Source organism: Xanthomonas bonasiae (assembly GCF_014836395.1).
Classification (GTDB): Bacteria; Pseudomonadota; Gammaproteobacteria; order Xanthomonadales; family Xanthomonadaceae; genus Xanthomonas_A; species Xanthomonas_A bonasiae.
On the sequence record NZ_JACSQX010000004.1, the window covers coordinates 408,233 to 426,966 of the forward strand.

16 protein-coding genes are annotated in these 18,734 nt (G+C 68.3%); 5 read left to right on the forward strand and 11 right to left on the reverse strand.

Annotated features, from left to right (window positions below; translation table 11 throughout):
• Positions 1-31: 31 nt before the first annotated feature.
• The 9 genes from prpE to H9658_RS08790 form a co-directional block, all read right to left on the reverse strand.
• On the reverse strand, positions 32-1,909 hold the full coding sequence (gene prpE / locus H9658_RS08750) for a propionate--CoA ligase (RefSeq protein ID WP_191825064.1): 1,878 nt from the start codon (positions 1,907-1,909) through the stop codon (positions 32-34).
• 162 nt (positions 1,910-2,071) lie between these two features.
• Positions 2,072-2,356 carry a hypothetical protein gene (locus H9658_RS08755; RefSeq protein ID WP_191825065.1) on the reverse strand — a complete coding sequence of 95 codons (285 nt, stop codon included), beginning with the start codon at positions 2,354-2,356 and terminating at the stop codon, positions 2,072-2,074.
• Between the two features lie 62 nt (positions 2,357-2,418).
• Positions 2,419-2,685 (reverse strand): hypothetical protein, encoded by a 267-nt coding sequence (locus H9658_RS08760; RefSeq protein ID WP_191825066.1) that lies wholly within the window; start codon positions 2,683-2,685, stop codon positions 2,419-2,421.
• A 70-nt stretch (positions 2,686-2,755) separates the two neighbouring features.
• Positions 2,756-3,064 (reverse strand): hypothetical protein, encoded by a 309-nt coding sequence (locus tag H9658_RS08765; RefSeq protein ID WP_191825067.1) that lies wholly within the window; start codon positions 3,062-3,064, stop codon positions 2,756-2,758.
• Between the two features lie 21 nt (positions 3,065-3,085).
• Complete coding sequence (locus H9658_RS08770; RefSeq protein ID WP_191825068.1) at positions 3,086-5,596, reverse strand: S9 family peptidase; 2,511 nt, start codon at positions 5,594-5,596, stop codon at positions 3,086-3,088.
• A gap of 229 nt (positions 5,597-5,825) precedes the next feature.
• Positions 5,826-6,557, reverse strand: coding sequence for a DUF4189 domain-containing protein (locus H9658_RS08775; RefSeq protein WP_191825069.1), 732 nt, complete (start codon positions 6,555-6,557; stop codon positions 5,826-5,828).
• A 113-nt stretch (positions 6,558-6,670) separates the two neighbouring features.
• Complete coding sequence (locus tag H9658_RS08780) at positions 6,671-7,657, reverse strand: malate dehydrogenase (protein ID WP_009607498.1); 987 nt, start codon at positions 7,655-7,657, stop codon at positions 6,671-6,673.
• A 35-nt stretch (positions 7,658-7,692) separates the two neighbouring features.
• Positions 7,693-8,073 carry a glutaredoxin family protein gene (locus H9658_RS08785; protein ID WP_191825070.1) on the reverse strand — a complete coding sequence of 127 codons (381 nt, stop codon included), beginning with the start codon at positions 8,071-8,073 and terminating at the stop codon, positions 7,693-7,695.
• Between the two features lie 84 nt (positions 8,074-8,157).
• Positions 8,158-8,652: a peptidylprolyl isomerase gene (locus H9658_RS08790; protein WP_179570582.1), complete on the reverse strand. Its 495-nt coding sequence runs from the start codon at positions 8,650-8,652 to the stop codon at positions 8,158-8,160.
• 189 nt (positions 8,653-8,841) lie between these two features.
• Here H9658_RS08790 and typA point away from each other — a divergent pair, with 189 nt between their 5' ends.
• From typA to H9658_RS08805, 3 genes are all read left to right on the forward strand, one after another.
• Positions 8,842-10,671, forward strand: a complete 1,830-nt coding sequence (typA, locus tag H9658_RS08795) for a translational GTPase TypA (RefSeq protein ID WP_064538334.1) — start codon at positions 8,842-8,844, stop codon at positions 10,669-10,671.
• Positions 10,672-10,684: 13 nt separating this feature from the next.
• A complete protein-coding gene (locus H9658_RS08800; RefSeq protein ID WP_191825071.1) occupies positions 10,685-11,167 on the forward strand; it encodes a DUF2127 domain-containing protein in 483 nt (160 codons plus the stop codon).
• Positions 11,168-11,254: 87 nt separating this feature from the next.
• Positions 11,255-12,862 (forward strand): amidase, encoded by a 1,608-nt coding sequence (locus H9658_RS08805; protein ID WP_191825072.1) that lies wholly within the window; start codon positions 11,255-11,257, stop codon positions 12,860-12,862.
• Between the two features lie 225 nt (positions 12,863-13,087).
• On the opposite strand, the gene H9658_RS08810 is transcribed toward H9658_RS08805, so the two are convergent.
• A complete protein-coding gene (locus H9658_RS08810) occupies positions 13,088-14,257 on the reverse strand; it encodes a mechanosensitive ion channel family protein (protein WP_191825098.1) in 1,170 nt (389 codons plus the stop codon).
• 112 nt (positions 14,258-14,369) lie between these two features.
• Here H9658_RS08810 and H9658_RS08815 point away from each other — a divergent pair, with 112 nt between their 5' ends.
• Positions 14,370-14,840, forward strand: a complete 471-nt coding sequence (locus H9658_RS08815; RefSeq protein WP_191825073.1) for a hypothetical protein — start codon at positions 14,370-14,372, stop codon at positions 14,838-14,840.
• Here H9658_RS08815 and H9658_RS08820 read toward each other — a convergent pair.
• Positions 14,762-16,159 carry a class II 3-deoxy-7-phosphoheptulonate synthase gene (locus tag H9658_RS08820; RefSeq protein ID WP_179570579.1) on the reverse strand — a complete coding sequence of 466 codons (1,398 nt, stop codon included), beginning with the start codon at positions 16,157-16,159 and terminating at the stop codon, positions 14,762-14,764. The genes H9658_RS08815 and H9658_RS08820 overlap by 79 nt on opposite strands.
• Before the next feature lie 224 nt (positions 16,160-16,383).
• Here H9658_RS08820 and H9658_RS08825 point away from each other — a divergent pair, with 224 nt between their 5' ends.
• Positions 16,384-18,519 carry a TonB-dependent receptor gene (locus H9658_RS08825; RefSeq protein ID WP_191825074.1) on the forward strand — a complete coding sequence of 712 codons (2,136 nt, stop codon included), beginning with the start codon at positions 16,384-16,386 and terminating at the stop codon, positions 18,517-18,519.
• Positions 18,520-18,734: the final 215 nt, after the last annotated feature.

The following is an 18,734-nucleotide window of genomic DNA, read 5'->3' on the forward strand; positions in this document are numbered from 1 at the left end:
CGGCGCGCTTGTTGCGCGATGCAGTGGCGCCTCAGCGCGCCAACGCGCGGCGAATCTCGTCGAGCGCGCCCGGATCGTCCAGCGTCGACAGGTCGCCGGGATCGCGCTGCTCGGCCAGCGCCTGCAGCGATCGCCGCAGCAGTTTGCCCGATCGCGTCTTCGGCAATGCCTGCACCAGATACACCTGCGCCGGCCGCGCCACCGCACCGAGCCGCTCCACCACGCATTGCCGCAGTTGTTCGGCAATGGCGGCGGCGGCATCGGGCGATGCCTGTTGTTTCAGCGTCGCGAAGACCACCGGCACCTGCCCCTTCAGTTCGTCGTGCATGCCGATCACCGCCACCTCGGCCACGTCCGCATGGCCGGCGATGGCTTCTTCGATCTCGCGCGTGCCGAGGCGATGGCCGGCGACGTTGATCACGTCGTCGGTGCGGCCGAGGATGAAGGTATAGCCGTCGTCGTCGCGAATCGCCCAGTCCAGCGAGCTGTACAGCAGCTCGTCGAAATGGCTGAAATAGCTGCGCAGGAAGCGCGCGTCGTCGTTCCACACCGTGGTCATGCAGCCCGGCGGCAGCGGCGGCTCGATCACCAGCACGCCCTTGCGCCCGGCCGGCACCTCGATGCCCTGCGGGTCGACGATCTTCATCTTGTAGCCGAGATTGGGAAAGCCCGGCGAACCCGGCTTGACCGGCCGCATTTCCAGTCCTGGCAGCAAGGTCAGCGCCGGCCAGCCGGTCTCGGTCTGCCAGTAGTTGTCGATGATCGGCTTGCCCAGCGCCTCGCCGATCCACAGCGCGGTCGGCTCGTCCAGCGGCTCACCGGCAAGGAACAGGTACTGCAACGCGCTCAGGTCGTGGTCGCGGATGTGGCGCACCGGGTGCTTCTTCAGCACGCGGATCGCGGTCGGCGAGGAGAACATGGTGCGCACCCGGTATTTCTCGCACAGCGCCCACCACACGCCGGGATCCGGATTGACCGGCAAGCCCTCGTACAGCAGCGAGGTGCAGCCGGCGATCAGCGGACCGTACACGTTGTACGAATGGCCGACCGCCCAGCCGACATCGGACGTGGAGAACATCACCTGGCCCGGCGCGCAATCGAACACCGTGCGCATCGACAGCGCCAGCGCCACCGCGTATCCGCCGACGTCGCGCTGTACGCCCTTGGGCTTGCCGGTGGTGCCGGAGGTGTACAGCAGATAGCTGGGTTCGTTGGATTCCAGCCAGGTCACCGGCACCTGCGCGTCGCCGACCTGCGCGCGCAACTCGGCGTAGTCCACGTCGCGCCCGTCGCTGCGCGGCTGCGCCGGATCCAGCCCGCGCGAGACGATCAGCACCTTCGGCGGCGGCGCGCTGGCTTCCGCGCAGGCGGCATCGACCAGCGGCTTGTAGGGGATGATCTTGCCGCCGCGGCTGCCGGCATCGGCGGCGATCAGCAGCTTCGGCGCCGCATCGTCGATGCGCAGCGCCAGGTTGTGCGCGGCGAAACCGCCGAACACCACCGAGTGCACCGCGCCGATGCGCGCGCAGGCCAGCATCGCGAACACCGCCTCGGCCATGTTCGGCATGTAGATGACCACGCGGTCGCCGCGCTGCACGTCCAGACGCAGCAGCACCGCGGCGAAGGCATTGACCTCGGCGTGCAGCTGCGCATAGGTGAATTCGCGGGTCTGCCCGGTCTCGCTGGACACCGCGACCAGCGCCAGCTGCGCGGCGCGCTCGGGCAGGTGCCGGTCGACCGCGTTGTGGCACAGGTTGGTCAGGCCGCCGCCGAACCAGCGCCGGAACGGCGGGTGGTCGTACTCCAGGATGGTCTGCGGCGGCCGCTGCCAGTCGATGGTCCTGGCCTGCTCGGCCCAGAACTCCTGCGGCTGCTCGATCGAGCGCCGGTACAGCGTCGCGTAGTCCATACCGCCCCTCCCAAGGCCGGTGCACCGGCTCCGAGCATAGTCCTTCGGCGGCGCGGGCGTCGTTCAGACCTTGGTCGAACGCGCCTGGATGGACGACACGGATCGGGCCGCAGTGCAGCACGCGCCATCGCCACCGTTAAACGAAGCTGCCGCTACGGCGTGTCAGTTCGTGGTGTCCTTGGCGAGCCAAGCCTGCACCGGCGCCACCGTCTCAGCGAAGCTCTGGAAAAGTTCTTCGCGAATGAAGTCGTCGTCGGGATACCCGAACCAGTATTCCACTGCCACTTGCTGCCCACGACGCCGCACGTCCACCGAGTGCGCCTTCTTTTCGCCGAGAGCGAACAAGAACGGCACAGCGCCGTCCCACCTGCAATATGCGAAGTACCCTTCTGCGACCAACACGTTCACAAGTCGCTCGATCTCAACCGCGTCATCAGCGCGATGCATGCAGAGCTCCTTCGCGATTATCCATCAACGCTGCGAAACGTCATCGGCTCGGACGAGCTTCGTCAGGCGTGCGCATCGACCGCACGCAGCAGTACCAGGTTCAAGCAGTCTTCCGACTCGAGCACCCAACCAGCGGTCGGTGTGTCGATCATGATGCCTTCGCCGAACTCCGACCGAAACCACTCTCTTGATGCTACGTCTTCTTCGGGTGGAAAGTCGCCAGTGCTGATGACAAAGAGCACCTGCGATGGGCGTTCGTCGTTGTGCCACTTGACCAGGTCCCCACGACGAACGGGAGTCGTTGTCCCGGAGTAGCAGGGCTTGGCCATGGCTCTTCTCGCGCCTGAATCAAGCCGCGCCGCAACGCGGCGTCGGCTGGACGAATCGACGGATGCGGGACTACTTCCCCGGCACCGTAAACGTCACCACCACGTTCCCCGGCGCCTGCTGGAAGCGCATGGCCACCGAGACCTTGCTGAGTTGCACGATCTGCTCCAGCGGCTTGCGCGGCACGCCCTGGAAGTTGACCGTGACCTGGACCAGCGAGCCGTTGGCCCAGTTGAAGCCGACCATCGGCTTGTTGCCCACCGACTTCTCCAGCTCGGCGGCCACTTCCTGCGAATGCGCATACGCATTCTTCATCGTGTCGACCGCACCGCAGGACGTGAGCGCCAGCAGCAGCGTTGCACACAGGAAGGTCATCCGCATCGTTGTCTCCCGCCCAGTCAGCTAGTGCTTCTTCGCCGCCGCGTTCGCCGCCGCCGCACGCGGCGGCGCATTCTTCACGTAGCGGTCGAACCACTCCAGCATCTCGGCCACCACGTCCTCGTTGGACTCGCGCGCGGTGTACCAGTGCGGTTCGAACGGCAGCAGCACCAGCCGCGCGGTGCCGCCGTTGCCGCGGATCGCCTGGAACAACCGCGGCGCCTGGGTGGTTTCGGTGCCGGGATTGGCGTCGTCCATGCCGTGCACGATCAGCAGCGGCTCGTTGATCTTGTCGGCGTGGAAGAATGCCGAGGCCTGCGCGTAGACCTCCGGCGCGGCCCAGAACGAGCGCCGCTCGTTCTGGAAGCCGAACGGGGTCAGGGTCTTGTTGTAGCTGCCGCTGGTCGCCACGCCGGCGCGGAACAGGTCGGTATGCGCCAGCAGGTTGGCCGCCATCAGCGCGCCGTGGCTGTGGCCGGTGACGCCGATCCGCTGCCGGTCGACCACGCCCAGTTCCACCGCCTTGTCCACCGCGGCGGTGGCGTTGTCCACCAGTTGCTGCAGATAGGTGTCGTAGGCGGTCTTGGGATCGCCGACGATCGGGAAGGCGGTGTCGTCGATGATCGCGTAGCCTGCCAGCAACAGCAGCTGGTAGGAACTCAGCCGGGTGAAATCGCGCTCGTTGGCGCCGCTGACCTGGCCGGCCTTGGACGGGTCGGCATAGTCCAGCGGATAGGCGTACAGGATCGCCGGCACCCGCGTGCCTTCCTTGTAGCCGGGCGGCGTGTACAGGGTGAACGACAGTTCCACCCCGTCCTTGCGCTTGTAGGTCACCAGCCGCTTCTTGATCTGCCGCACCAGCGGCGTCGGATCGGGGAAGCGGGTGACCGGCGCGATGCTCGAGGCGTAGACCGCTTCGCCCGCCGCCGCATCCGTCTGCGCCTGGCCCAGCGCGCGCAGGTACACGTTCGGCGGATCGGTCGGCGACTGGCGCCAGGTCAGCAGCTTGGTCGTATCGTCGCCGGCGAACCCGGCGAACACCTCGTCGACGCTGGCATCGCTGCGGAACAGGCGCTCGGTCTTGCCGCTGGCCAGTTCGTAGCGGTCCAGGAACGCGCGGTCGCCGGCCGGCGTGGCGCCCTGCCCGCTCAGGAACAGCGCGCCGCGGTCCTCGTGCAGCACCGCTTCGCCGTTGGCCAGCACGCGCAGTTCCGGGGTGCCGGGATCGGCGTACAGATCGTCGGTGGACAGGTCGAACAGCACGCGCCCCGGCGTGCCGGGACGATCGGCGTCCAGCAGCGTGGTGCGCCGCCAGTGACGGTTCTCGTCGTATTCGTCCAGCAGCGCCTGCCCGCCCTGGGCGAACCAGGACAGTCCGGCGTAGCGCTGGGTCACCCGCGCCAGTTCGCGCGGCTTGGCGGTGAACGGCGCCGCCAGGGTCAGCAGCTTGTCGCGTGCGGGCACGGTGGCCTTCCAGTCGCCGCCGTCCAGCGCCTCGGCCCAGACCAGCGTGGCCGGCTGGTTGGCCCGCCAGGAATACGCACGCGGGCCGGTCGGCACGCCCTGCACCGGCACCCGGTCGGCGACCGGCAGATCGGCCAGCACGCGCTCGCCGCCAGTGGACAGATCGAGCACCGCCACATCGTGGGCGAAACGCGCATAGGTGGTGACGTAGGAATACGGCCGCTTGAGCCGCTCCGCGCGCACATGGCGGCCGTCGGGCGCGCCGTCCACCGCGGTATAGACCGCCGGCGCGCCGACCTTGGCCTGCTTGCCGCTGGCGGCATCGACGGTGAGCAGTTGCGAGGTGGCGTAGTAGGTGAACAGCGCCTCGTCCTCGGGGCTGGACAGCGTGTCGCGCGCCTCGTAGGTGCTGCTCTCGCCCTTGCCCTGGATGGTTTCCTTGACCTCCGGCCCCGGCGGCACCGCCGCCTTGCGCGGCGCCGCACCCAGGTCCTGCGGCACGGTCTTCAGCAGCAGCGTGTCGCTGCCGCCCAGCCACTGGATCTCGCCGCCCAGCACCGGGTTGAGCTGCACGCCGTCGATGCGGCGCACATTGCCGGTGGCGACGTCGCCCAACCACAGCTCGACGCGGTCGGCGGCGGTGTTGTTGAAGGCGAAACGGCGCCCGTCCGGCGACCACACCGGCAGCGCCGGACAGGCGCCGGCCGGCAGGGTCACCGCGGTCTGCTTGCCGCTGGCCACATCGACCAGGCTGAAACCTTCCAGGCAGGCGCGGATGCCGTAACCGTTGGACATGTCGTGGCGGCTGTGGCTGCGCGGCTCCACACGCACCCCGGCCAGCTTCAGGTACGGCTCGGCCACGCGCGCGATCGGCGGATACTGGGTGCGCTGCACCAGCAGCAGGGTCTTGCCGGTGGGATCCAGCCGCGGCGACGGATTCAGCGGCGCGCGCATCACCCCCAGCAGCGGCTCCGGCGGTTGCCGATAGCCGCTGTCCGCGGCGTTGGCGGCGAGCGGCAACAGGCTGGCCAGCGCCAGCCCTCCGATCCAGCGGTACGGAGCGCGCGTCATGCTATGTCCCCAAATGAATGGCCGAGGAAACCTAGCACACCCGCAAACCGGCGCGCGCGGGCGCAACGTCATGGCCGGCCGAACGGCGAAGGCATACCGCAGAGGCTGGCTGTCGCGCGCAGTCGTGGCATGGCGATGCAGCGGCGACCATCGCCGCCGCGCGAGCGTGGCGCCCCCGACCTAGCTGGGGGCGCGCCAGCCGCTTGTCCGGCGCGGGCCAGCCCGAACGCTAGGAAGCGGCCTTGCTGGTCTCGGCCACGATCTCGCACTTGGCCTTCTTGCCCTGCTCGCCAGAGCAGTACTTTTTTGCCGCACGCCGCGCCTGCCAGGCGCTATTGCCCTCGGCTGCGTACAGCTTGCCGTCGTCGCCCAGCGCCATCGCCGCATGCGGCTGCTGATGCACGTAGGCGAAGCATGCCGCCTCGCCACCGCAGGCCTGCAACACGGCCTGGCGGGCCTCGCCGCGACGCACGCCGCCGCTGACCGCATAGGCTTTCTGCTGGGTACCGTTGTAGCCCAGTGCATTGAATTGCCAATACACGGCGCGGCCGCCGCTGCCGGCCGAGACGACCACGTCGCAGTGGACGCCCGGCTTGGCGAGCTCGCATTGCCGCAGCGCCGCTTCCGCCGTCGAGGCGTAACCGATGACATCTTCGTCCGAGGCAGCAAAATAGAAGTAGTCGTCGTAGAAGCTCACCACCAGGCATGACGGACCGCAGTCGCGCGCGGCGGCCGCCTTGGCTTGGTCGGCATCGCTGTAATTCCATACCGAGCCCATCGCGCGGGTCGCCGGATCCAGCGCGACCGCGCCGGCCAGCCAGGCGCACTGGCTCTGCATCACCGGCTGGTTGTTGTACATGCCGACAACCACGTCCTGGCAGGACTGCCAGGCCTTGGCCGAGCCGGACCACGCCACTCCAGCCGCCAACAACAGCAGCAAGCCCCATATCCGTTGATGCATCGTGCGCTCCATGCTCGTTCCAGGCCGCGCAGTCTAGCGCTGTTGTCGCGCGCATACCCGCAAAAGAAAAACGCCGGGCGAGCCCGGCGTCTTCCGTACCTCGATCGCAGCGATCAGCCAAGCAGGTGCGCCACGCCGCTGCGCTCTTCTTCCAGCTCGGCCAGGGTCTTGTCGATGTACTTCTGGCTGAAGTCGTCGATCGGCAGATCCTTGACCAGGGTGTACTCGCCGTTTTCGGTGGTCACCGCGAAGCCGAACATCACGCCTTCCGGAATGCCGTAGGAACCGTCGGACGGCACGCCCATGGTCACCCACTTGCCGTTGCTGCCCAGCACCCAGTCGCGCACGTGGTCGATGGCGGCGTTGGCGGCCGAGGCGGCCGAGGACGAACCGCGCGCCTCGATGATCGCCGCGCCGCGCTTGCCCACGGTCGGGATGAAGGTGCCGGCGTTCCACTCCTGGTCGTTGATCGCCTCGGCGATGGACGCGCCCTCGACGGTGGCGAAGCGGTAGTCCGGATACATGGTCGGGCTGTGGTTGCCCCACACCACCAGCTTCTCGATGCCGCCGACCGGCTTGCCGAGCTTGCCGGCCAGCTGGCTCAGCGCGCGGTTGTGGTCCAGGCGCAGCATGGCGGTGAAGTTCTTCGGGTTCAGGTCCGGCGCCGACTTCATCGCGATGTAGGCGTTGGTGTTGGCCGGGTTGCCGACCACCAGCACCTTGACGTTGCGGCTGGCGACCTTGTTCAGCGCCGCGCCCTGCGCGGTGAAGATCTTGGCGTTCTCCAGCAGCAGGTCCTTGCGCTCCATGCCCGGGCCGCGCGGACGCGCGCCGACCAGCAGGGCCACGTCGGCGTCCTTGAACGCCACTTCGGCGTCGTCGGTGCCGACCATGCCGGCCAGCAGCGGGAACGCGCAGTCTTCCAGTTCCATCATCACGCCCTTCAGCGCGGCCTGGGCCTTCTCCATCGGCAGCTCGAGCAGCTGCAGGATCACCGGCTGGTCCTTGCCCAGCATTTCGCCGGAGGCGATACGGAACAGCAGGGCATAGCCGATCTGGCCGGCAGCGCCGGTCACAGCAACACGTACGGGTGTCTTCATGGGGGGTTCCTCTGCTAAAAAAGGGATTAAGGGGGTCAGTAGACGCGGTAGCCGAGCGGCTGCAGATGCGCGTCCAGGGCGGCGGTGTCGTAGCCGTCGATCACGTGCTGGCCGATCACCGTGATCGGCACGCCTTCGCGGCCCAGCGCGGCGGCGGCCAGGCGGCCTTCCTCCTGCTCCACGTCGAGCACGCGGTAGCGGACCTGGGCGCGTTCGAAATCGGCCTGTTGCCGGCGGCAGTAGCCGCACCAGTCGGCGGCCAGCATGACGATGCCGTCTTCGCCGGTGAGCCGCCGCGGATCGCCGGCCGCCAGCGTTGCCGGCGCCGATGCGGCCCCCGAACTGCGCCACCACGCGTGCACGCCGCCGCCGATTCCGAGCAGCACCATGCACAGCAAAAGGAGACGCATCGTCATCGAGGGTCGGGCGCGGCAATCAACCGGGAAATGTTAGCACGCAGGCCATCGGCGACCGGCCGCCAGGGCCGGTCGCGGCGGCACTCAGGCGTCGAGCAGGCGGTTCCACTCGGCGACGCGGTCGGCCTTGGCCGCCAGCACCGCATCGGTATCGCCTTCGATGGTGATCTTGTTGATCGCATCGCCCTGGGCGACGCTGTCGACCACGTCCAGGCCCTGGGTCACCTTGCCGAACACAGTGTGCTTGCCGTCCAGCCACGGGGTGGCGGTGTGGGTGATGAAGAACTGGCTGCCGTTGGTGCTGGGACCGGCGTTGGCCATCGACAGCACGCCGCGCTCGTGGCGCACGCCGTTGTTGGTCTCGTCCTCGAAACGGTAGCCCGGGCCGCCGCGGCCGGAGCCTTCCGGGCAGCCGCCCTGGATCATGAAGTCGGCGATCACGCGGTGGAAGCTCAGCCCGTCGTAGAAGCCGCGCTTGGCCAGGTTCACGAAGTTGGCCACGGTCAGCGGCGCCTTGTCGGGATACAGCTCGATGGTGATCGGGCCGCGGGCGGTGTCGAAATGGGCGATCAGGGACATGGGATTCCTTGGAAACGGGGGCGTCATTTGGGGCGCATAGGATACACGCCGGCCTGTTTGGCCCGCCTCCGGTGCCGCCGGCAGCGCCACCGCCGCCGCCTGAATCCTGAACCGGCAGGCGCGCCGGGATACAGGTATAATAGGGGGCTTACTCTCCTTCCTTTCTGGCGCCGGTTGGCCCCCTTTCGCATGTCCATCGAAAATCTTCGCAATATCGCCATCGTCGCCCACGTCGATCATGGCAAGACCACCCTCGTCGACTGCCTGCTGAAGCAGTCCGGCACCCTCTCCGAGCGCACGGTGCTGGCCGAGCGCGTGATGGACAGCAACGATCAGGAAAAGGAACGTGGCATCACGATCCTGGCCAAGAACACGGCCATCACCTGGCAGGGCAACCGCATCAACATCGTCGACACCCCCGGACACGCCGACTTCGGCGGCGAAGTGGAGCGCGTGCTGTCGATGGTGGACTCGGTGCTGATCCTGGTCGACGCGATGGACGGGCCGATGCCGCAGACCCGCTTCGTGACCCAGAAGGCCTTCGCGATGGGCTTCAAGCCGATCGTGGTGGTCAACAAGATCGACCGCCCGGGCGCGCGTCCGGACTGGGTGATCGACCAGGTGTTCGACCTGTTCGACAAGCTCGGCGCGACCAACGAACAGCTCGACTTCCCGATCGTCTACGCCTCGGCGCTGCACGGCTATGCGAGCCTGGACGACAGCGCCCGCGAAGGCGACATGACCCCGCTGTACGAAGCGATCATGAAGCACGTGGCGCCGCCGCAGGTGGATCCGGACGGCCCGTTCCAGATGCGCATCAGCCAGCTGGACTACAACAACTTCGTCGGCCTGATCGGCATCGGCCGCATCCAGCGCGGCAAGGTCAAGAAGAACATGCCGGTCAGCATCGTCGACCGCGAAGGCAAGAAGCGCCAGGGCAAGATCCTGCAGGTGCTGGGCTTCATGGGCCTGGAGCGGGTGGAAGTGGAAGAGGCCGAGGCCGGCGACATCGTCGCCATCTCCGGCGTCGCCGACATGAGCATCTCCGACACCATCTGCGCGCTCGACACCCCGGAAGCGCTGCCGGCGCTGACCGTGGACGAGCCGACCATCTCGATGACCTTCCAAGTCAACAACTCGCCGTTCGCCGGCAGCAAGGAACACAGCGGCGGCAAGTTCATCACCAGCCGCCAGATCCGCGAGCGCCTGGAGCGCGAGACGCTGCACAACGTCGCGCTGAAGGTCGAGGAAGGGTCCGACCCGGACAAGTTCCTGGTCTCCGGCCGCGGCGAGCTGCACCTGTCGGTGCTGATCGAGAACATGCGCCGCGAAGGCTTCGAGCTGGCGGTGTCGCGCCCGGAAGTCATCGTCAAGGAGATCGACGGCAAGCTGATGGAGCCGGTCGAGCAGCTGGTGGTGGACATCGAAGAGCAGCACCAGGGCGGCGTGATGGAGAAGCTGGGCATCCGCAAGGGCCAGCTGAAGAACATGGAGCCGGACGGCAAGGGCCGCGTGCGCCTTGACTACATGATCCCGGCGCGTGGCCTGATCGGCTTCCAGAACGAGTTCCGCACCCTGACCCAGGGCTCGGGCCTGCTGTTCCACGTGTTCGACCATTACGGCCCGAAGGAACAGGGCGCCATCGCCAAGCGCCAGAACGGCGTGATGATCGCCAACGCCGCCGGTGCCACCCCCGCCTACTCGCTGGGGCCGCTGGAAGAGCGTGGCCGCCTGTTCGCCGCCGAAGGCGACAACGTGTACGAAGGCCAGCTGATCGGTATCCACTCCAAGGACAACGATCTGACCGTCAACGCGATCAAGACCAAGCCGCTGACCAACATGCGCGCTTCGGGCAAGGACGATGCGATCAAGCTGACCCCGGCGATCAAGTACACGCTGGAACAGGCACTGGACTTCATCGAGGACGACGAGCTGGTCGAAGTCACCCCGAAGGAAATCCGCCTGCGCAAGAAGTTCCTGACCGAAAGCGATCGCAAGCGCGCCGGTCGCGGCGGCTGATCGCCGAGTTCCCGTGGCCAGCAAGAAGGCGTACAACCCGGATCCGCACGCGCATCCGGGCCTGCACCTGATCGCACTGCTGGAGGCCGGCAAAGGCCTGCTCGCGGTGCTCGCGGCCACGGGTCTGGAACTGATGGGCCCGCTGCCGCTGCGCGCGGCGGTGGGCCGGCTGATCGTGCGTTTCAGCCTGGACCCGGAGCACGGCGCGCTGCCGTCGCTGCTCACCATGATCAATCCCGGCGCGGTGCATCTTGCCGCCGCCGGCATGCTCGCCTACGGCGTGCTGCACATCGTCGAAGCCTGGGGCCTATGGCGCGCCAAGGCCTGGGCGTCGATGCTGGGCTGCATTTCCGCGGCCATCTACCTGCCGTTCGACATCTACGCGATCGTGCGCCATCCCGGCTGGGCCGCGTGGGCGGTGCTGGCGATCAACCTGGCCGTGGTCGGCATCCTGGCCCGCGACCTGATCCGGCGCCGGCGGCGTCCCGCGCACTGAACGCATGCGGGCAGGCGCCCGCACCGGTTTGCCAATCCCCATAGCGCTGCGTAGCCTCCTGGAGAACGACTTCCCGGGAACCTGCCGATGCGCCTGCTGCCCGCCCTGTTGCTGTGCGGCGCCCTCGCCGGCTGCCGGCATCCCGTCGCGCCCGACACCGCCGTCGCCGCGCCGCCACCAGCCCCAGACGCGTTCGGCCATGCCGAAACCGACATCGCCGCGCTGCAGGCGCGGATGGCGCGCGGCACGCTCGACAGCGCCGGTCTGACCGCGGCGTACCTGCAACGGATCGACGCGCTGGACCGGCAAGGGCCGGCGCTGCACGCGATCATCGAACGCAATCCGCGCGCCCTGGACGAAGCGCGGCAGCGGGACGCCGAACGCCGCGCCGGGCATCTGCGTGGCCCGCTGCACGGCATCCCGCTGGTGTTGAAGGACAACATCGATGCGCGGCCGATGGCCACCTCGGCCGGCTCGCTGGCGCTGGCCGACTTCCACCCGCCGCACGATGCCTTCCTGGTGCAGCGCCTGCGCCAGGCCGGCGCGGTGATCCTGGGCAAGAGCAACCTCAGCGAGTGGGCCAACTTCCGCTCCAGCACATCCAGTTCCGGCTGGAGCGCGCGCGGCGGGCAGACCCGCAATCCGTACGTGCTCGATCGCAATCCCTGCGGCTCCAGCGCCGGCACCGGCGTAGCCGTGTCGGCCAATCTGGCGGTGGCCGGCATCGGCACCGAGACCGACGGCAGCATCGTCTGCCCGGCCGCGGTGAACGGCCTGGTCGGGCTGAAGCCGACCGTCGGCCTGGTCAGCCGCGACGGCATCCTCCCGATCTCCGCCAGCCAGGACACGGCCGGACCGATGACCCGCAGCGTCGCCGACGCGGCGACGCTGCTGAGCGTGCTGGCCGCGCCCGATCCTGCCGACCCGGCCACCGCCGCGGCACCGCGTCCGCCCGGCTACGACTACGCCGCGCACCTGCGCCGCGACGCGCTGCGCGGCGCGCGCATCGGCCTGCTGCCCTCGCCGCTGACCCAGACCCCGGACATCGCCGCGGCGCAGGCGCGCGCGGTCGCCGCGTTGCGTGCGGCCGGCGCCACCGTGGTCGCTGCGCGGATCCCCACCGCCGGGCAATGGGACGACGCCGAACTGACCGTCTTGCTGACCGAGTTCAAGGCCGGGCTGGAACGCTACCTCGACACGCGCCAGGCGCCGCTGCGCACCTTGGCGCAACTGATCGCGTTCAACCGCGCGCATGCCGAGCGCGAGCTGGCGCACTTCGACCAGGCGCTGTTCGAACAGGCGCAGGCCACCCGCGGCCTGGACGACCCGGCCTACCTGGAAGCGCGGGCGAAAGCCAGGCGCCTGGCCGGTCCGGACGGCATCGACGCGGCCCTGCGCGCGCAGCGGCTGGATGCGCTGATCGCGCCGACCACCGGCCGCGCCTGGAAGACCGACCCGCTCCACGGCGACGACTTTCCCGGCGCCAGCTACGGCGCGGCGGCGGTGGCCGGCTATCCCAGCCTGACCGTGCCGATGGGCGCCAGCGACGGCCTGCCGCTGGGCTTGGTGTTCATCGGGGGCGCCTGGAGCGAACCGCGCCTGATCGAACTGGGCTACGCCTACGAACAGCGCAGCCGCGCACGCACGCCGCCAGCGTTCTTGCCGACGCTGCCGCAGGCCACGGAGCATCCGTAAAGCGAATAGCGCCGCAACGGCGCCAAGGCGCAACCCATCGACAGACGGTTGGCGAAGAAGGCCTTTGGAGGAGCGGCTTCAGCCGCGACCGGGCGTTACCAGTAAAGCCCCGGTCGCGGCTGAAGCCGCTCCTACAGGTTTCAATGAGAATCCATGCGTCACCAACAACGCGTGGACGCGGCCGGCGCCTGCCGCCACGCCGACACGACACGGCACAACGCGACGCTACGCCGTATCCGGCCTCGGCGCGCCCGGATCCTGCACCGCTGTCGCCGCCGGCGCGCCATCCTCGGCGCCGGGCGAGCGCATCGCCGCCGAGTCGCTGGCCGTCGATGGCGGCCGCGGTGCCGCGCGCGCGGTGTCCGAGGAGATCTCCGCGCGCAGCTTCGGCAAGGCATACGGATGTTCGCGGGTCAGGAAATCGATCATCCGTTCGCGCACGATGCAGCGCAGGTCGAACGCATCGCCGGAATTGCGCGCGCTGACCAGCAGGCGCACCTGGATCGTGCTCTCGCTGGTCTCGGTCACCTGGGTCACGCAGACGCGTCCATCCCACAGCGGCTCGCTCTTGCAGATCCGCTCCAGCTCGGCGCGCAGCTGCGGCATCGGCGTGCGGTAATCCAGCCACAGGAACGCGGTACCGAGCAGGTCGGCGCTGCTGCGCGTCCAGTTCTGGAACGGATTTTCGATGAACCAGGTCAACGGCACCACCATGCGCCGCTCGTCCCAGATCCGCACCACCACGTAGGAACTGCCGATCTCCTCGATGCGGCCCCACTCGCCTTCGACGATGACCACGTCGTCGAGCCGGATCGGCTGGGTCAGGGCGATCTGCAGGCCCGCGATCAGGTTGCCGAACACCGGCTTGGCGGCGATACCGGCGACCAGGCCGATGATGCCGGCCGAGGCCAATAGCGTAGTGCCGATCTGCCGCACAGCCGGGAAGGTCAGCAGCACCACCGAGGTGCCGAGCAGGATGATCGTGCCCATCGCCACGCGTGCCAGCACCCGGGTCTGGGTCTGGATGCGCCGCGCGGTCAGATTGTCGGCCACTTCGATCGGATAGCTGCGCAGGATGGCCTTTTCCAGCGCGGCGGCGCCGCGCACCAGCAGCCAGGTCACGCAACCGATCATGCCGATATGCAGCAGGTGCTGCAGGTCGGTCAACGCGCGCTCGTCCAGCGGCGTGGATTCCAGTGCGAAGCTGAGCATCAGCATCGGCAGCAGGAAGGCCATCGGCACGCTGACCACGCGGATGATGCGCGCGCGCCGGTAGTCGCGCCCGCGCATGCGCTGCGCGATGCGCAACAACAGCCACCAGGCGAGGAAGCCGAGCACTACCGCGGCGCCGATCGGCAGCGTGTAAGCGCGCCACGGGATCCAGTCGAGATCCAGGTTCAAGATGCGCTCCTTGAAGGGGGGAGGAGTCGCGACAGTGTGGCAAAGCAGGCATGAGCGCAGTGTCGAGCGCTGTGCCGCGGCACGAATCGCAGCGCCATCGCCAGGCGTGCGCACGGCGCACATCCGCGACAGGCGCATCGCGGGCGAGTGGCGCCCCGTTGCTGGCGCAGTCCACGACCGGTGTGCGCGATCGCAGCGTGCGTGCTTCCTGAGCGGCGACAAGCAACTCGCCAACGGTCCGCAGCCGCCGCTGCAGATGATGCGTCTTCAGTTACGTCCGAAGCTGGATGCGGCAGACGCGGCGCCTGCCAAGACCCGAGGCGCCGACATCGCCAACCAGCCCCCCATCGCAGGCCGCGACACGCGCGCTGCAGCTGCATTCGCGGTGTCGGATATCGACGACTTCAAGCGCGCCGACGAGCGCCATCGCCACGCCATCGGCACCTGGGGCACGCAGCGCACCAGCAAGCGCGCTGCGGTGACCGAGGGAACGCGCCGTCAGTCCGTGCTCAGCGGCACGCTGCGCCCGTTCTGCTTGCGCACGATCGCCAGCGCGATCTCCAGCGACTGCTCGTAGTTCAGACGCGGATCCACGCTGGAGCGATATGCCCGCTCCAGGTCGCGCTCGGTCAGCTCGCGCGCGCCGCCAGTGCATTCGGTGACGTCTTCGCCGGTCAGCTCCAGGTGCACACCGCCCAACCGCGTGCCGGCCGCAGCATGGATGTCGAACGACTGCTCCACCTCGCCCAGCACGTTGTCGTAGCGCCGCGTCTTGTAGCCGTTGCTGGTGCTCTCGGTATTGCCGTGCATCGCATCGCACACCCACAGCACGCGGCGGCCGTCGCGCTTCACCGCATCCAGCAGCGGCGGCAGTTTCTGCGCGATCTGCGCCGCGCCCATGCGGTGGATGAAGGTCAACCGGCCCGGTTCGTCCTCGGGATTGAGCACGTCGATCAGGCGCAGCAACTGGTCCGGCTGCGCCGACGGCCCGACCTTGATCGCGATCGGGTTGCGGATGCCGCGGAAATATTCCACATGCGCGCCGTCCAGCGCGGCGGTACGCATGCCGATCCACGGGTAATGCGTGCTCAGGTTGAACCAGCCCCACTGCCGCGGCACCTCGCGGGTCAGCGCTTCCTCGTACGGCAGCAGCAGCGCTTCGTGCGAGGTGTAGAAATCGACCCGGTTGAGGTTGTACAGCTGCGCACCGGACAGCGTCTCCATGAAGCGCACCGCGTCGCCGATCGAGGCCACCATCTTCTGGTAGTCCTCGGCCAGCGGCGAGTAGCCGACCCAGCTCAGGTTCCAGTACTCGGGATGGTGCAGGTCGGCGAAGCCGCCATCGATCAGCGCGCGCACGAAGTTCATCGTCATCGCCGAACGCGAGTGCGCGGTGATCATCCGCCGCGGATCGGGCACGCGCGCCTGCGCGGTGAACTCCGGGCCGTTGACCACGTCGCCGCGGTAGCTGGGCAGGGTCACGCCGTCGCGGGTCTCGGTATCGGCCGAGCGCGGCTTGGCGTACTGGCCGGCATAGCGGCCGACCCGCACCACCGGCAGGCGCAAGCCGTGCACCAGCACCAGGCTCATCTGCAGCAGCACCTTGAGCCGGTTGGAGATCGTGCCCGACTCGCAATCGCTGAAGTTCTCCGCGCAATCGCCGCCCTGCAGCAGGAACCGCTTGCCTTCCTGCGCCTCGGCCAGCTGCTTCTTCAGCGCGAAGATCTCCCACGAAGTGACCAGCGGCGGCAGATGGCGCAATTCGCCCAGCGTCGCCTCCAGCGCCTGCGCGTCCGGATACACCGGCATCTGCAGCGCGGGTTTGCCGCGCCAGCTTGCGGGCGCCCAGGACGGCGAAGCGGATTCGGGCGGGGCGGCGGGGACGGACAGGTTCATGAAAGGACTCCTTGGCAACCTGCGATGTTCGCAGAGCCAGGCCGCGACGCAAAGCACTGCGTGACGCGGTTGCGCAGCCGTGGCCGCAGCAGCGTGAAGCACATGAACGGCAGGCAAAGCGCACATGCCATGCATGACTTCCGGCCTACGCCAACGCCACTGCGAAAGCAGAATGTTATTACATAACAAATCTTTTCCCTTCCTCCCCAGGTCTCGCCTACGCCATGACGCCCCGCCCCCTCTCCGCCGCCATCGCCCTCGTCCTGCTGGCCGCGCCCGGCCTCGCCTTCGCCGCCGATGCGGCTAGCGCCGACACCGGTCCCGAACGCACCACCGACCTGGATGCGGTCACCGTCACCGCCAAGCTGGAAGCGGCGCGCAACGCGCTGTCGCCGGACATCGGCAGCAGCCAGTACGCGATCACCGCCGAGGACATCGAGCGGCTGCCGCTGGGCGCCTCCACCCCGCTCAACCAGGTGCTGCTGCAGGCGCCGGGCGTGGTCCAGGACTCCTATGGCGGCATCCACGTGCGCGGCGACCACGCCAACCTGCAGTACCGCATCAATGGCGTGCTGATCCCCGAGTCCATCTCCGGCTTCGGCCAGAGCCTGGACCCGCGCACGATCAAGAGCATCAAGCTGCTCGATGGCGCGCTGCCGGCGCAGTTCGGCGACCGCACCGCGGCAGTGGTGGACATCACCACCAAGAGCGGCGTGGAACTGGGCAACGGCGGCAGCGTCGGCATCACCGGCGGCTCCTACGGCACGCTCAATCCGAACGCCTCCTGGTGGGGCAGCAGCGGCCGCTGGAGCTGGTTCGTCACCGGCGACTACGAGCAGAACAAGCTCGGCCTGGAGAATCCGGTCAACAGCCGCGACCCCGAGCACGACAAGACCCATCAGGGCAAAGGCTTCGCCGACCTCAGCTACCTGATCGACGAGAACACCCGGCTCAGCCTGCTGGTCGGCTACGCCAACAACCGCTTCCAGATCCCGAACAATCCAGGGCAGACCCCTGCCTACGACTACCTGGGCACCACCGACTTCGACTCGTCCAAGCTCGACGAGAACCAGCGCGAGAACACCCGCTTCGGCACCCTGGTGCTGCAGGGTTCGCTCGGCGCCACCAGCTACCAGCTGTCGGCCGGACAGCGCTACAGCAGCGTCGCGTTCTCGCCCGACGTCGCCGGCGACCTGATCTTCAACGGCGTCGCCTCGCAGGTGGACCGCAGCAACCGCGCCAACACCGTGCAGGCCGACTTCTCCACCCCGCTCGGCGAATCACACACGCTGCGCTACGGCGTGTACGGCAATTTCGAGCACGCCATCGCCAGCAACAATTCCTATGTGTTCCCGGCCGACGCCGACGGCAACCAGACCAACAACACGCCGGTCTTCATCCCCGACGCCAGCCGCTTCCACGCCAGCACCTACGCGCTGTACCTGCAGGACGAATGGAAGATCGGCGACGACTGGACCGTGAACTACGGCGTGCGCGGCGACCGCTACAAGGCGTTCGGCACCACCGAAGGCCAGCTCAGCCCGCGCCTGGGCGTGGTCTGGCAGGCCAGCGCCGACACCACCGTGCACGCCGGCTATGCGCGCTACTTCACCCCGCCGGCCAGCGAACTGATCTCCACCAGCGACATCGCCCTGTACGACGGCACCACCAACCAGCAGTCCACCGCCGGCGGCGCGACCACGCCGCTGAGCGAGCGCAGCGACTATTACGACCTGGGCATCTCGCAGGTGGTCAACGAACACCTGACCCTGGGCCTGGACACCTACTACCGCAAGGCCGACCGCCTGCAGGACGAAGGCCAGTTCGGCGCCGCCTACGTGTATTCCACGTTCAACTACCGCTACGGCCGCATCCGCGGCGCGGAGTTCAGCGCCGACTACAGCAACGGGCCGGTCACCGCCTACTTCAACGTCGCCTACAGCAAGGCGATGGGCAAGCGGGTCATGACCAGCCTGTACAACTTCGATCCGGACGCGCTGGCCTACGTCTACGACAACTGGATCCACCTGGACCACGACCAGAAGTTCACCTCGTCCGGCGGCATCAGCTACGCGCTCGACGACGCCAGCCGGATCGGCGCCAACTATCTGTTCGGCAGCGGCCTGCGCACCGATACCGACACCGTGCCCAACGGCGGCGAGCTGCCGTCGTACTTCCAGCTGAACCTCAGCGCCGGCCACGACTTCGCGCTCAGCGCGCATCCGCTGCACGCGCAAGTGGCGGTGCTCAACGTGCTCGATCGCGCCTACCAGCTGCGCGACGGCGGCGGCATCGGCGTGTTCGCCCCGCAATGGGCGCCGCGTCGCGGCGTCTACCTGAGCCTGCAGCAGGATTTCTGAGGCAGATGCGTAGCCAGGCCGAGCCCGCAGGACGGGCCGGCCTGGATGCATGGATGGGTGCGGCGCCGCGATCGTTCGCAGCGGCCGCCGCTGCTGCCCGCGGATTCATGCCATCCGTTTACCGCCTGCAGCACCGTGTAGGAGCGGCTTCAGCCGCGACAGAGGCTTACCGATAGTACCTGTCGCGACTGAAGTCGCTCCTACAGGTGCGCTGC